Consider the following 14,110-nt stretch of genomic DNA (forward strand, 5'->3'; position numbering starts at 1 on the left):
CCTTGTTGATCTGCTCAGTCATCGGGTTAGCCTACGGATCCTTCCATCTGGAGTTCGATCAGACGATTCAGCTCGAGCGCGTACTCCATGGGCAGCTCGCGCGCGATCGGCTCGACGAACCCGCGCACGATCATCGCCATGGCCTCGTCCTCGGGCAGGCCGCGCTGCTGGAGGTAGAACAGCTGCTCCTCGGACACGCGAGACACGGTGGCCTCGTGGCCCAGGGTCACGTCGTCCTCGCGGATGTCGATGTACGGGTAGGTGTCCGAGCGGGAGATGGTGTCCACCAGCAGGGCGTCGCACACCACGTTGTTCTTGGAGTTGTGCGCCCCCTCCCGGATCTGCACGAGCCCCCGGTACGCGGCGCGTCCGCCGGAGCGGGCCACGGACTTGGAGACGATCGAGCTGGAGGTGTTCGGGGCGATGTGCACCATCTTGGAGCCGGTGTCCTGGTGCTGGCCCTCGCCGGCGAAGGCGATGGACAGGGTCTCGCCCTTGGCGTGCTCGCCGACCATGTAGACGGCCGGGTACTTCTGGGTGACCTTGGAGCCGATGTTCCCGTCGATCCACTCCATGGTGGCGCCCTCGTGGGCGATGGCCCGCTTGGTCACCAGGTTGTAGACGTTGTTGGACCAGTTCTGGATGGTCGTGTAGCGCACGCGGGCGTTCTTCTTGCAGATGATCTCCACGACCGCGGAGTGCAGCGAGTCCGACTTGTAGATCGGGGCGGTGCAGCCCTCGATGTAGTGGACGTAGGAGTCCTCGTCGGCGATGATCAGGGTCCGCTCGAACTGGCCCATGTTCTCGGTGTTGATGCGGAAGTAGGCCTGCAGCGGGATCTCCACGTGCACGCCCTTGGGCACGTACACGAAGGAGCCGCCGGACCACACGGCCGTGTTCAGCGCCGCGAACTTGTTGTCCCCGACGGGGATCGCGGTGCCGAAGTACTCCTCGAAGAACTCGGGGTGCTCCTTCAGGGCGGTGTCCGTGTCCATGAAGATCACGCCCTGCTTCTCCAGGTCCTCGCGGATCTGGTGGTACACGACCTCGGACTCGTACTGCGCGGCCACGCCGGCCACCAGGCGGTTGCGTTCGGCCTCGGGGATGCCCAGCTTCTCGTAGGTCTCCCGGATGTCCTCGGGCAGCTCCTCCCAGGACTCGGCCTGCTTCTCCGTGGAGCGCACGAAGTACTTGATGTTGTCGAAGTCGATCCCGGACAGGTCCGCACCCCACGTGGGCAGGGGCTTGCGGTCGAAGAACTTCAGGCCCTTCAGCCGCAGCTGCAGCATCCACTCGGGCTCGTTCTTCTTCGCGGAGATGTCCCGGACGACCTCCTCGCTCAGCCCGCGCCGGGCGGCCTGCCCGGCGGCGTCGGAGTCGTACCAGCCGTACTGGTAGTTCCCGATGCCCTCGAGCTCCGGGTTCTTCTCCAGGATCTCGGAGATGACTCCTCCGTCGGCCTGGCGCTCAACCTGTTCAGTCATGTGAGCCTTCCTTGGTGGGTCGGACGTTTCTTCCTGAAACGCTGGCTTGTGCTCCCCGCGCGAGCGGGATGTGCGTGGTGCAGACGTGGGCCCCGCCGGCCATGGTGGACAGCCTGCGCACGTCCACCCCCAGCAGCGAGGCGATCATGCGGGTCTCCTCGTCGCAGAACTCCGGGAACTCCTCGGCCAGGTCCCGCACCGGGCAGTGGCCCTGGCACAGCTGGACGCTGGAGAGCAGGTGCTCCGGAAGCTCCACCGCCTTGGCGGCTTCGCTCATGGCCATCGTGGAGGTGCTGGCGACGAAGCCGTCGCGGGTCATCGCGTCCCCCAGGGCCCGGGCGCGGGCGCCGATGTCCGGGCCCGCCGCCTCCACGACGGGGCGGTAGCGCCGCTCCATCTCCTCGAAGCGCGACTGGGCGAAGCGCTCCAGGGCCCCCTCCCCGAGTGCCGCCCGCAGGGTGCGCAGGGAGTCCAGGGCGATGTCCAGGTAGTCGTTGCCCAGCTGGGCGTGACCCTGGGGGGCGACGACGTAGCGCCGGGCGGGCCTGCCGGCCCCCGCCCCGGGCTTGCGCACCAGGGTGACTTCCACGAGCTGGTCCTTCTCCAGGGCCTCGAGGTGGCGCCGGATGGCCGCCGGGGTGAGCCCGAGGGCGCCGGCGAGGTCGGCCGCGGAGACCGGACCGTGAGCCAGCACGCCCTGGAGGACGCGGTCGCGCGTCCTCTCCTCGGGCTCCCCGGCACCGGCGGCGCGGGGCGCGGACTGCTTCTGCTTCACGGAATACACAACCAAAGTATGTGCTTATTTGTTCCGGGCGATCCAGTGAGGCAGACCTTTCCTCGTGCCACCCGCCCGCAGGGACCACTCGGTGGAGGCGCGAGCCCCGAGATGCCCCTGCCCTCCCGCCGCGGACCGTACACTGGGACGGTGCCGAACCACGGATCCACCCCGACCGCCGTGGCCCCCGCGGAGACCGCGCCGGGGCCCCTCGCCGACGAGCAGCCCGCCGTGCTGGTGCAGCGGCTGCGCAAGGAGTTCCCCGCCGCCGGTTCCCGCCGGACCCGGGGCGGGCGCACGGTGTGCGCCGTCGACGGGGTGAGCCTGAGCGCGCGCGCCGGGGCCGTGACCGCCCTGCTGGGCACCAACGGCGCCGGCAAGACCACCACGCTGTCCTGCGCCCAGGGCCTGGTGCGCCCGAGCTCCGGTACCGTGCGCCTGCTGGGCGAGGATCCATGGCGGGCCGGGCCGCAGCTGCGCGCCCGCGTGGGCATCATGCTCCAGGACGGCGGACTGCCCCAGGCGATCCGGCCCGTGCCCCTGCTGCACCACGTGGCCTCGATGTATGAGGACCCGGTGGACATGGATGCCCTGATCCGGCGACTGGGCATCGATGAGTTCGACGGGACCACCATCCGGCGCCTGTCCGGCGGGCAGCGCCAGCGGGTCAGCCTGGCCGCCGCCCTGGCCGGCGGCCCGGAGGTGCTCTTCCTGGACGAGCCCTCGGCCGGGCTGGACCCGCACTCGCGCAAGGTGGTCTTCGACCTGATCCGCGAGGTGAGGGCCGCCGGGACCGCCGTCGTGCTGACCACCCACCTCATGGACGACGCCGAGCGGCTGGCGGACCAGGTCTACATCATGGACGCCGGGAAGGTGGTCCTGGAGGGCACGGTGGATCAGCTGCTGGCCGGCTCCCGCGACGCCCAGACCCTCGTGTTCACCCTGCCGCGCTGCGGGCTCGGGATCGAGGACCTCCTCCCCCAGCAGCTGCGCGCGGGGCTCACGCTGTCGGAGGACTCCCCCGGCGCGTACACCCTCACCGGCCCCCTGGGCCCGGCGCACCTGGCGGCGCTGACCGCCGGGTGGGAGCGGCAGGACGTGCTGCCGACGCACCTTGAGCTGACCCCGCGCTCCCTGGAGGACCTGTTCCTGGACATCTCGGAAGGAGAGCGGTCGTGAGCGCGACTCCCACGGACTTCACCCGCCGCACGGGCCGGCCGGCACCGGCCGCCCGGCGGATCCTGCGCCAGGGCGGATACGAGATCCTGGCGATGCTGAAGAACGGCGAACAGCTGCTGCTGCTCATCCTGTTCCCGCTGATGGCGCTGATCGGCCTGACCAGCACGGGTTTCCTCGACGGATGGGCCCGGGAGTTCGGCGCGTCCCGGGTGGACCTGGCGATGCCCGGGATCCTCGCCCTGTGCACGATCTCCACGGCCCTGTCCGGTCAGGGCATCGCCACCGGCTTCGACCGCCGCTACGGGGTCTTGCGCTTCCTGTCCACCACTCCCCTGGGTCGCGGCGGGCTGATCGCCGGCAAGGCCCTGGCGGTGCTGGGGGTCATGGTCGTGCAGTACGCCGTGATGGGCGCGGTCGGGCTGTTCCTGGGCTGGGAGCCGCGCCCTACGGCGGTGCTGGCCTCCGTGCCCACCCTGGTGCTCGGGGCCGCGGCCTTCACCGCCCTGGGGCTGCTGGTGGCCGGTACGATCCGGGCCGAGGCGACCCTGGCCGTGGTCAACACGCTGTGGGTCCTGCTGGCCACCGTCGGCGGCACGCTGCTGCCGGCCCGGCACTTCCCCGGCGCGGCCGCCGCCCTGATCGAGCTGCTGCCCTCCGGGGCCCTGGGCTCGGCGCTGCGCGCGGAGATGCTGGGCCAGGGGCCGCTGTGGGGTCCGCACCTGGTGCTGCTGGTCTGGGCCGCGGCCGCCGGGCTGCTGGCGCGCCGGCTGTTCCGGTGGTCCTGAGCATTCCCTGCGCCTGCCCGCCAGCGTCGGCGTCGCAGGCATCTGACGCGGGCATCACGGCGTCACGGTTGGCTCCGCGCACCACCGACGGCGGATAATCGACGGGGGCCCAGCGCCCCGCACGCACGCGGAAACCGGGAATGCGCCCCGGCCCCTTTTGACGATTCAGCCCACGACCAGGACGCGAGGTGTCCGCTTGAGCACGAGCAGCACACAGCCCCAGACCCGCACCCCTTCCGACTCCGCGCCGGCCCGCCTCTGGCGCGTGCTGACCCCGCTGACCGTCACCGGGTGGGTGCGCGGCACGGCCCTGGCGTCGGTGCTGGCGAACCTGCTGCTGGTGATCACCGGGGGGCTGGTGCGCCTGACCCAGTCCGGGCTGGGCTGCCCCACCTGGCCGCGCTGCACGGACGACTCCTGGAACAACGTCCCGGAGATGGGGATCCACGGCTTCATCGAGTTCGGCAACCGCACCCTCACCGGGCTCCTCGGGATCGTCGCGGTGCTGACCGTCCTGGCCGTGATGCGCCTGCGCACCGAGTACCGCGACCTCTTCTGGCTGGCGATCCTGCTGTTCGCGGGGATCCCGGTGCAGGCCGTGGTCGGCGGCTTCTCCGTATGGCTGCGGCTGAATCCCTGGATGGTCGGGGTGCACTTCGTGCTCTCGGCCGTGATGATCGCGCTGGCCGCGGCCCTGTGGAGCCGCACCCGACGCTACTCATTGCCGCGGGTGCGCGAGGCCGAGCGGCTGGAGCGCCTCGAGGAGTCGGATCCGACGATGGGACGCCTGGGGGCGATCCTGCTGGCGCTGACGGGCATCGCCGTGTACCTGGGCACCCTGGTCACCGGCACCGGCCCGCATTCCGGGGACGCCACCAGCGCCCGCCACGCCTTCGACGCCGTGATGGTCGCCCGGATGCACTCGATCTCCGTGTGGCTGACCGTGCTGACCGTGGCCCTGGGCATCACCCTGTGCGTGCGCCGGGGCTGGGCCCCCGGGGTGCGGGCGGCGCTGCTGCGGATGGTGGGGGTGCTGGTGCTGCAGGGCGGCATCGGCTACCTGCAGTACTTCAACGGCCTGCCGATCTGGATGGTGGAGCTGCACCTGCTGGGCGCCGGGCTGACCGTGTGGGCCGCGGCCGCCGCCTACGACCGGATGGCGGTGCTGGCCCAGCCCACCCGTCGGGAGACGGCCCTGGTGCACACCGTCACGGCCCCGGAGCGGCGGGCGGCGCAGGAGATCGCGGGGACCGAGGCCTGACGCAACGCCGCCCCGGAACGCGGCGGGCGCCGTCCTCAGAGGACGGCGCCGCCGACGAAGGGGTCCACGGCCACCGCGACGAACAGCACCGTCAGGTAGGTGATGGAGGCGTGGAAGACGACCATCGCGGTGCGGCTGGTGGCCTGCTCGGCCATGGCCAGCGCGTGCAGCCGGTGGCAGGTCCAGATGAACCAGGCCCCGGCGCCCAGCGCCGTGAGGCCGTAGACCCAGCCGGCCCCGCCCACCGGGATCAGCAGCAGCGAGCAGATCACCGTGGCCCAGGCGTAGAGCACCACCTGCACGGACACGGCCTTGGCCGACGCGATCGCCCCGAGCATCGGGATCCCCGCACGCTGGTAGTCCTCCGCGTACTTCATCGACAGCGGCCAGTAGTGCGGCGGGGTCCACAGGAAGATCACGAGGAACAGCACGACGGCGGCCCAGCTGAGGGTCCCCTGCACGGCGGCCCAGGCGATGAACACGGGCATGCACCCGGCGATCCCGCCCCAGACGATGTTCTGGGAGGTCCGGCGTTTGAGGAACAGGGAGTAGAAGACCACGTACAGCAGGATCGCGACGAGGCCCAGCGCCCCGGCCAGGAGATTCACGGCCAGGCTCAGGTACACCACGGAGACCGCGGACAGCGCCCAGGCGAAGATCAGCGCCTCGCGATCCGAGACCTCCCCGGTGACCAGGGGGCGGCGCTCCGTGCGCTTCATGAGCCGATCGGCCTCGCGGTCGATCCAGCAGTTGAAGGCGCCGGCGCCCCCCGCGGCCATCGCCCCGCCGAGCATCGTGTTCAGGATCAGCCACAGCGAGGGCATCCCGCCGGCCGCGAAGATCATGGTCGGCGCGGTGGTCACCAGCAGCAGCTCGATGACCTGCGGCTTGGTCAGCAGGAGGTAGGCGCGCAGCTTGCGGCGCAGGCCCACCCGGCCGGTCTTCCCGGCGGGGGCGGGGACGGCGGGCTTGGCCTCCAGGAGGGATCCATGGTCCGTGCTCTGGCGCTTCACAGGTGCTTCCTTACGCGATCGATGCCGCTGTCCTCCCGGTCTCGGGACGGGCGCGCACGACGGGCGCGCGATGGTCACAGCTTCCTTCGAGCATATATCCCAGCCCGCGCGGCCTTCCAGGACGGTGCGGTGATGTTTCACTCCCTCGGCGGGCCGCCCCCCCGGGACTCGCGGCGTCCGCCCACAGCGTCACCGACAGACGCACGGGGCGGCGGTGGCCTAGAGTTGGGTGGAGCACCGCGGCCCCTTCAGGTACACGGTGGCCGCGCGGCGGGCTCGGGAATCGGGCCGGCGCCGCGGCGATGCCGTCGGACCGGGGCCACGCGAGACGACTTCCGAGACGAAAGGGGCATGCCTCGTGTCCGACGACCGCGAGAACCTCGAGTGGACCGACCTGGACCGACGGGCGGTGGACACCGCCCGGGTCCTCGCCGCCGACGCCGTGGAGAAGGTCGGCAACGGCCATCCCGGCACCGCGATGAGCCTCGCACCGGTGGCGTACCTGCTCTTCCAGAAGATCATGCGCCAGGATCCCTCCGATGACCGCTGGACCGGACGGGACCGCTTCATCCTCTCCCCCGGTCACACCTCCCTGACCCAGTACATCCAGCTGTACCTCGGCGGGTACGGCCTGGAGCTGGAGGACCTGCAGGCCCTGCGCACCTGGGGGTCACTGACCCCGGGGCACCCCGAATACAAGCACACCCGCGGCGTGGAGATCACCACCGGCCCGCTGGGGCAGGGCCTGGCCTCCGCCGTCGGCTTCGCCTACGCCCAGCGCTACCTGCGCGGCCTGCTGGATCCCGACACCGCTCCGGGGCGCAGCCCCTTCGACCACACCGTGTTCACCATCGCCTCCGACGGGGACCTCGAGGAGGGGGTGACCAGCGAAGCCTCCTCCCTGGCCGGGCACCAGCAGCTGGGCAACCTCGTGGTCATCTACGACCAGAACCAGATCTCCATCGAGGACGACACCGACGTCGCCTTCACCGAGGACGTCGCCGAGCGCTACCGCGCCTACGGCTGGGACGTGCGCACCGTGGACTGGCGGGCCGGCGGGGAATACCGCGAGGACGTCCAGGCCCTCTACGACGCGATCCAGGAGGGTCGGAAGGTCACGGACAAGCCGACCTTCATCAGCCTGCGCACCATCATCGGCTGGCCCGCCCCGACCAAGCAGAACACCGGCGGGATCCACGGCTCCAAGCTCGGCGCCGACGAGGTGCGCGCGACCAAGGAGGTCCTCGGCTTCGATCCGGAGAAGACCTTCGACGTCGCCCCCGAGGTCATCGAGCACACCCGGGCCCTGCAGGCCCGCAGCGACGAACGGCGCGCCGCCTGGGATCGGTCCTACCAGCAGTGGCGGGAGGCGAATCCGCAGCGGGCCGAGCTGCTGGATCGGCTTCAGGAGGGCCGCCTGCCCGAGGGGTACAGGGACGCCTTCCCGGCCTTCGAGGCCGGCGGCTCCCTGGCCACCCGCGCGGCCAGCGGCCAGGTGATCAACGCGGTCGCCCCGCTGCTGCCCGAGCTGTGGGGCGGCTCGGCGGACCTGGCCGGATCCAACAACACCACCATCGAGGACGCCTCCTCCTTCAACCCCACCTCCCGCTCCACCGCCAAGTTCACCGCCAGCCCCTACGGGCGGGTGCTGCACTTCGGGATCCGGGAACACGCGGCGGCCGCGATCGTCAACGGCATCGTGCTCTCCTCCCCCACGCGCGCCTTCAGCGGGACCTTCCTGATCTTCAGCGACTACCAGCGCCCGGCGATCCGCCTGTCCGCGCTGATGGGAGTCCCCTCCATCTACGTGTGGACCCATGATTCCATCGGCCTGGGCGAGGACGGGCCCACTCACCAGCCGGTCGAGCAGCTCTCGAGCCTGCGGGCCATCCCGGGCCTAGACGTCGTGCGCCCGGCGGATGCCAACGAGACCTCGGTGGCCTGGCGCACGATCCTGGAGCACCGGGACCGCCCCGCCGGCCTCGTGCTGACCCGGCAGAACCTCACCACCCTGGCCCGCGAGGACCTGCAGCCGGAGGCGGACGGGGAGAAGTTCGCTTCCGCGGAGGGTGTCGCGCGCGGCGGCTACGTGCTGGCCGACGCCGAGGGCGAGCCCGACGTCATCCTCATCGCCACCGGCTCCGAGGTGGAGCTGGCCCTGCAGGCCCGCACCCAGCTGGCCGACGACGGCATCGCCGCCCGCGTGGTCTCCATGCCCTGCCGGGAGTGGTTCGACGCCCAGGACGCCGAGTACCGCGAGCAGGTGCTCCCCCGCGGGATCACCGCCCGGGTCAGCGTGGAGGCGGGCCTGGCCCAGTCCTGGCACGACCTGCTGGGCTCGCGCGGGCGCGCGGTCTCCCTGGAGCACTTCGGTGCCTCCGCGGACTATCAGACCCTCTTCCGCGAGTTCGGCATCACGGCCGACGCCGTGGTCGAGGCGGCCCGGGAATCCCTCGCCGCCCGCTGAACCCCCACCGACATCCATCCCTCGAGCGAAGGAGCACGAGAACCCATGACCGAAGCGACCCAGAAGCTCTCCGACGCGGGAGTCTCCCTCTGGCTGGACGACCTCTCCCGTGAGCGCCTGGAGACCGGCAACCTGCAGGAGCTGGTCGAGACCCGCAACGTCGTCGGCGTGACCACCAACCCCACGATCTTCGCCCAGGCGCTCTCGCACGGGGACCGCTACGACGCCCAGATGCGCCGCCTGGCCGAGGAGGGCCGCGACGTCGAGGAATCCGTGTTCGCGGTGACCACCGACGACGTGCGCGAGGCCTGCGACGTTCTCGCCCCGATCTACCGCCAGACCCGCGGGCAGGACGGGCGGGTCTCCATCGAGGTGGATCCCCGCCTGGCCGTGAAGGGCGAGGAGACCGCCGAGATGGCCCGGCGCCTGCACCGGACCGTGGACCGGGAGAACGTGATGATCAAGATCCCGGCCACTGAGGAGGGCCTGGACCCGATCGCCGCGACCCTGGCCGAGGGGATCAGCGTCAACGTGACCCTGATCTTCTCCCTCGAGCGCTACCGCGCGGTGATCAACGCCTACCTCACGGGGCTGGAGCGGGCCCTGGAGCAGGGCCGGGACCTGTCCAAGATCCACTCCGTGGCCTCCTTCTTCGTCTCCCGCGTGGACTCCGAGGTGGACGCCCGCCTGGAGCAGATCGGCACCGAGCAGGCGCTGGCCCTGAAGGGTCGGGCGGGCCTCGCCAACGCCCGGCTGGCCTACCAGGTCTTCCAGGAGGCCTTCTCCTCCGAGCGCTGGAAGCTGCTGGCCGAGGCGGGGGCCGTGGTCCAGCGGCCGCTGTGGGCCTCGACCGGCACCAAGGATCCGGCCTACCCGGACACGATGTACGTGGACGGCCTGGTGGCCCCGGACACCGTGAACACCCTGCCGGAGAAGACCCTGGAGGCGGCCGCCGACCACGCGGAGGTCACCGGGGACACGATCACCGGCACCTACGATGACTCCGAGCGGGTCCTCAACGAGCTGGAGCAGCTGGGCATCTCCTACCAGGAGGTCGTCGAGAAGCTCGAGCGCGAGGGGGTCGACAAGTTCGTGGCCTCCTGGGAGGAGCTGCTCGAGACCGTCACCGCCAATCTGCACGACTGAACCCCGCCTCCGCCCCGTCCGCCGGCCTCCTCTCGACGTCGGCGGACGGGGCGGGAGCGCGCCGCACCCATCCCCGACACGAGGAGCCCCCTGTGTCCCCTTCCCCGGCTCTGCCGCCGGATCCCAATCCCCTGCGCGACCCGAAGGATCGGCGCCTGACCCGGGTCGCCGGTCCGTCGGCGCTGGTGCTGTTCGGCGTCACCGGCGACCTGGCGCAGAAGAAGCTGCTGCCGGCGATCTACGACCTGATGAACCGCGGCCTGCTGCCCCCGAGCTTCGCGCTGGTGGGCTTCGGGCGCCGGGACTGGTCCGATGAGCGGTTCCAGCAGGTGGTTCGGGAGTCGGTGGAGGCCCACTCCCGGACCCCATTTCGGGAGGACGTCTGGCATCAGCTGACCACCGGCATCCGCTTCGTGCAGGGCGCCTTCGACGACGGTGAGGCCTTCCGGCGCCTGGGTGAGACCCTCGCGGAGCTGGACGAGACGCGCGGGACCCAGGGCAACCACGCCTTCTACCTCTCGATCCCGCCGAACGCCTTCGAGACGGTGTGCCAGCAGCTGGCCGACCACGACCTGGCGGGCCGGCACACGGAGCACGGGTGGCGGCGAGTGGTCATCGAGAAGCCCTTCGGGCACGATCTGGACTCCGCCCGGGAGCTGAACGCGATCGTCGAGCGGGTCTTCCCGGCCGATTCCGTGTTCCGCATCGACCACTACCTCGGCAAGGAGACCGTCCAGAACATCCTGGCCCTGCGCTTCGCCAACCAGATGTTCGAGCCGCTGTGGAACGCGAACTTCGTGGACCACGTGCAGATCACCATGGCCGAGGACATCGGCATCGGGTCCCGCGCCGGGTACTACGACGGGGTGGGCGCCGCCCGCGACGTCATCCAGAACCACCTGCTGCAGCTGCTGGCCCTGACCGCGATGGAGGAGCCGATCACCTTCGACGCCCAGCAGCTGCGGGCCGAGAAGGCGAAGGTCCTGGCGGCAGTCACCCTGCCCGAGGATATCTCCGCCGGCTCCGCCCTCGGGCAGTACGAGGCCGGGCTGCAGGGCGGTCGCGCGGTGAGCGGATTCCTGCAGGAGAAGGACATTCCCCCGGATTCGCGCACGGAGACCTTCGCCGCGCTGAAGCTGGGCATCGACACCCGCCGCTGGGCCGGAGTGCCGTTCTACCTGCGGGCCGGCAAGCGGCTGGGGCGGCGGGTCACGGAGATCGCCGTCGTGTTCAAGCGCGCCCCGAACCTGCTGTTCCAGAAGAACGACCACGAGGAGTTCGGACAGAACGCGATCGTGCTGCGCATCCAGCCGGATGAGGGCATGACGATCCGCTTCGCCTCCAAGGTCCCCGGGACCCAGATGGAGCTGCGCGATGTGTCCATGGACTTCGGCTACGGCCAGTCCTTCACCGAGTCCAGTCCGGAGGCCTACGAGCGGCTGATCCTGGATGTGCTGCTGGGTGAGCCGCCGCTGTTCCCCCGCCACGAGGAGGTCGAGCTGTCCTGGAAGATCCTCGATCCCTTCGAACGGCACTGGGCCGAGCACGACGTGCGGCCCGAGCCGTACGCGCCCGGATCCTGGGGTCCGGAATCCGCTCATGAGCTGCTCGCCCGGGACGGGCGGGCCTGGAGGAGGCCGTAATGAGGACCGAGCTGAAGGACACCACCACCTCCGAGGTGGACAAGGAGATCTCGCGCCTGCGCGGCGAGATCGGGTTGCGCACCCAGGGTCGAGTGCTCACGCTGGTCATCATGGCGGAGAAGGGGCACTCCAAGAACGCGGTTCAGGCCGCGATCTCCGCCAGCCGGGAGCACCCGTGCCGGATCATCGTGCACATCGCCCACAGCGTCGAGAAGCCGAACCGGCTGGACGCCGAGGTGAGCATCGGCGGGGACGCCGGAGCCAGCGAGGTCATCGTGCTGCGCGGCTGGGGGGAATCCTCCCACCCGACCGAGTCCCTGCTCTCCGCGCTGCTGCTGCCCGACGCGCCGATCGTGGCGTGGTGGCCGCACGCGCTGCCGGAGTCCCCGGTCGATCACTCGGTGGGCCGGATCGCGACCCGCCGGATCACCGACTCCGCCCGGGAGCCGGATGCGATGCGCGCCCTGCACCGGCTGCGCGAGGTCTTCGCGCCCGGGGACACGGACCTGGCCTGGACGCGGCTGACGCAGTGGCGCATCCAGCTCACCGCCGTGCTCGATGACCTGGAGCCCTCCCCGGTGCGCAAGGTCATCGTGGAGGGATCGGACCGGTCCCCCTCGGTGATCCTGCTCGGGGCGTGGCTGGGCCACCGGCTGGGCGCCCCCGTGGAGTTCTCCGGCGCAGACCAGCCGCGGGGCCTGTACCGGGTGCGGCTGGAGCGGGAGGACGGCGAGGTCGTCCTGTACCGTCCCGGCCGCAGCGTGGCCACGCTGAGCCCGCCCGGTGCCCCCGAGCAGCAGATCGCGCTGCCGGTGCGCAGCCTGTCCCAGTGCCTGGCCGAGGAGCTGCGTCGACTCTATCCCGACGAGGCCTACGGCGAGGTCCTGATGGACGCCCTCACCTCGACGCCGCTGGACTGGTGCCGCACGCACCAGGAGCCCGCGGCGGATGAGGATCACTCTCGATACACGGAGGTCTTCGATGCCTGAGCAGTCCCCTCTCTCCCCCGCCGAGCCCCTGGTGCCCGCCCCGGCCCCGGTGGTCGTGGAGCACCCCGACAAGGAGGCCCTGGCTCAGGCGGCGGCGGCCCGCCTGGCGCTGACCCTCTCGGATGAGCTGGCCGAGACCGACGAGGACGTGCACGTGTGCCTGACCGGCGGCTCCCTCGGCATCGCCGTGTGGGAGCGGCTGGCCGACTCCGCGCTGCACCGGATCGTGGACTGGTCCCGGGTGCACTTCTGGTGGTCCGATGAGCGCTACGTGCCGGAGGGCCACGAGGACCGCAACGTGCAGCAGGTCCGCGAGGTCTTCTTCGACCGGGCCGAGGTGCCGGCGGGCAACATCCACCCGATGGGTTCATCGGACGCCTACCCCACCCCCGGGGAGGCCGCCGAGGCCTACGCCCGGGAGCTGGCCGAGCACGCCCCGACCGGCGAGAAGGCCCCGGTGTTCGCGGTGTCACTGCTGGGCATGGGTCCGGACGGGCACATGGCCTCCCTCTTCCCGGGACGCCGGGAGATCCTCGACGACGCCGTGGACGTGCTGCCCATCGAGGACTCCCCGAAGCCGCCGCCGCGCCGGGTGACCATGACCCGACCGATGATCGACCTGGCCGCGCGCATCTGGTTCCTGGTCTCCGGGGCGGATAAGGCCGAGGCGTTCTCCCGGCTCGAGCAGGCCGCCCGCGTCGAGGCCCGGGACGGGCGCGCCCCGGATGAGCAGGCGCTGCTGGAGGCGCCGGCGGTGGCCGCCCGCGGCTGGGCCCAGACCCTCTACCTGGTCAGCCGAGAGGCGCGACCGGCCTCCTGACCCACGACGTTCCAGGTCTGCGCCCCGGCGACCGTCACGGTCCCGGTATGATGAGACAAGGCCCCGGTGAGCAGAAGCTCACCGGGGCCTTGTCTCATCATACCGGGGTCCGGGCGACACCGCCCGTGGTGCTCACACCGCGTCGAAGCGCAGCACCAGGCCGTAGCCGATGATCGCGAAGACCCAGATGAGGATCGTCGTGACGGTCAGGCGCACCAGGTTGCGCGAGGCGACGCCGGAGGAGTTCAGGGAGCTGGTCATCCCGCCGCCGAACATGTCCGACAGCCCCCCGCCCTTGCCCTTGTTGAGCAGGACGAAGAAGATCGTCATGATGCTGGTCAGCACGATCACGCCCAGCAGGATCCAGCGCAGCGTCTCCACGGGTGTTCCAGGCCTTTCCTCGGCGGGCGGTGCCGGCGCCTCGAGCGCTCCGGCTCACCGCCGCGCATGATGTTCGCGGGTGTCCTCGCCCCACTGTACGCCATCGGGCGCGCGGGACTCGGGTGGACGCAAGCCCGAGGCCGCCCGCGGGGATCAGATCATCCGAT

Annotated in this window: 12 protein-coding genes; 8 read left to right on the plus strand and 4 right to left on the minus strand. The window is 71.0% G+C overall.

Annotated features, from left to right (window positions below; all coding sequences use genetic code 11):
• Positions 1–26: 26 nt before the first annotated feature.
• Positions 27–1,484: a Fe-S cluster assembly protein SufB gene (sufB, locus tag I6G21_RS09460; RefSeq protein ID WP_058731193.1), complete on the minus strand. Its 1,458-nt coding sequence runs from the start codon at positions 1,482–1,484 to the stop codon at positions 27–29.
• The gene (locus tag I6G21_RS09465; RefSeq protein WP_129357489.1) at positions 1,477–2,268 is read right to left on the minus strand and encodes a helix-turn-helix transcriptional regulator; all 792 of its coding nucleotides are present in this window, start codon (positions 2,266–2,268) and stop codon (positions 1,477–1,479) included. The genes sufB and I6G21_RS09465 overlap by 8 nt, the downstream gene beginning before the upstream one ends.
• A gap of 141 nt (positions 2,269–2,409) precedes the next feature.
• Between I6G21_RS09465 and I6G21_RS09470 the strand changes: the two genes are divergently transcribed.
• The 3 genes from I6G21_RS09470 to I6G21_RS09480 all read left to right on the plus strand — a co-directional run bounded on the left by I6G21_RS09470 (position 2,410) and on the right by I6G21_RS09480 (position 5,484).
• Positions 2,410–3,438, plus strand: coding sequence for an ABC transporter ATP-binding protein (locus I6G21_RS09470; RefSeq protein ID WP_064725508.1), 1,029 nt, complete (start codon positions 2,410–2,412; stop codon positions 3,436–3,438).
• Entirely contained in the window at positions 3,435–4,223 is a 789-nt protein-coding gene (locus I6G21_RS09475) for an ABC transporter permease (protein WP_058731195.1), read from the plus strand. Before I6G21_RS09470 ends, I6G21_RS09475 begins: the two co-directional genes overlap by 4 nt.
• Positions 4,224–4,419: 196 nt before the next feature.
• Complete coding sequence (locus tag I6G21_RS09480; protein WP_165869962.1) at positions 4,420–5,484, plus strand: COX15/CtaA family protein; 1,065 nt, start codon at positions 4,420–4,422, stop codon at positions 5,482–5,484.
• A gap of 35 nt (positions 5,485–5,519) precedes the next feature.
• Here I6G21_RS09480 and I6G21_RS09485 read toward each other — a convergent pair whose 3' ends face one another.
• Entirely contained in the window at positions 5,520–6,464 is a 945-nt protein-coding gene (locus I6G21_RS09485; RefSeq protein ID WP_058731203.1) for a heme o synthase, read from the minus strand.
• 391 nt (positions 6,465–6,855) lie between these two features.
• Between I6G21_RS09485 and tkt the strand changes: the two genes are divergently transcribed.
• The 5 genes from tkt to pgl all read left to right on the plus strand — a co-directional run bounded on the left by tkt (position 6,856) and on the right by pgl (position 13,562).
• A complete protein-coding gene (gene tkt / locus I6G21_RS09490) occupies positions 6,856–8,964 on the plus strand; it encodes a transketolase (protein WP_129357487.1) in 2,109 nt (702 codons plus the stop codon).
• 45 nt (positions 8,965–9,009) lie between these two features.
• Positions 9,010–10,110 (plus strand): transaldolase, encoded by a 1,101-nt coding sequence (gene tal / locus I6G21_RS09495; RefSeq protein WP_129357486.1) that lies wholly within the window; start codon positions 9,010–9,012, stop codon positions 10,108–10,110.
• 131 nt (positions 10,111–10,241) lie between these two features.
• Entirely contained in the window at positions 10,242–11,753 is a 1,512-nt protein-coding gene (gene zwf, locus I6G21_RS09500) for a glucose-6-phosphate dehydrogenase (RefSeq protein ID WP_064725505.1), read from the plus strand.
• Positions 11,753–12,742 (plus strand): glucose-6-phosphate dehydrogenase assembly protein OpcA, encoded by a 990-nt coding sequence (locus I6G21_RS09505; protein ID WP_129357485.1) that lies wholly within the window; start codon positions 11,753–11,755, stop codon positions 12,740–12,742. The genes zwf and I6G21_RS09505 overlap by 1 nt, the downstream gene beginning before the upstream one ends.
• Entirely contained in the window at positions 12,735–13,562 is an 828-nt protein-coding gene (gene pgl / locus I6G21_RS09510; protein ID WP_058748412.1) for a 6-phosphogluconolactonase, read from the plus strand. The genes I6G21_RS09505 and pgl overlap by 8 nt, the downstream gene beginning before the upstream one ends.
• Before the next feature lie 132 nt (positions 13,563–13,694).
• Here pgl and secG read toward each other — a convergent pair whose 3' ends face one another.
• Positions 13,695–13,934 (minus strand): preprotein translocase subunit SecG, encoded by a 240-nt coding sequence (gene secG / locus I6G21_RS09515; protein WP_263619119.1) that lies wholly within the window; start codon positions 13,932–13,934, stop codon positions 13,695–13,697.
• Between the last annotated feature and the right edge of the window lie 176 nt (positions 13,935–14,110).

It is taken from the genome of Rothia kristinae (assembly GCF_016028855.1).
In the GTDB taxonomy this organism is placed as follows: domain Bacteria; phylum Actinomycetota; class Actinomycetes; order Actinomycetales; family Micrococcaceae; genus Rothia; species Rothia kristinae.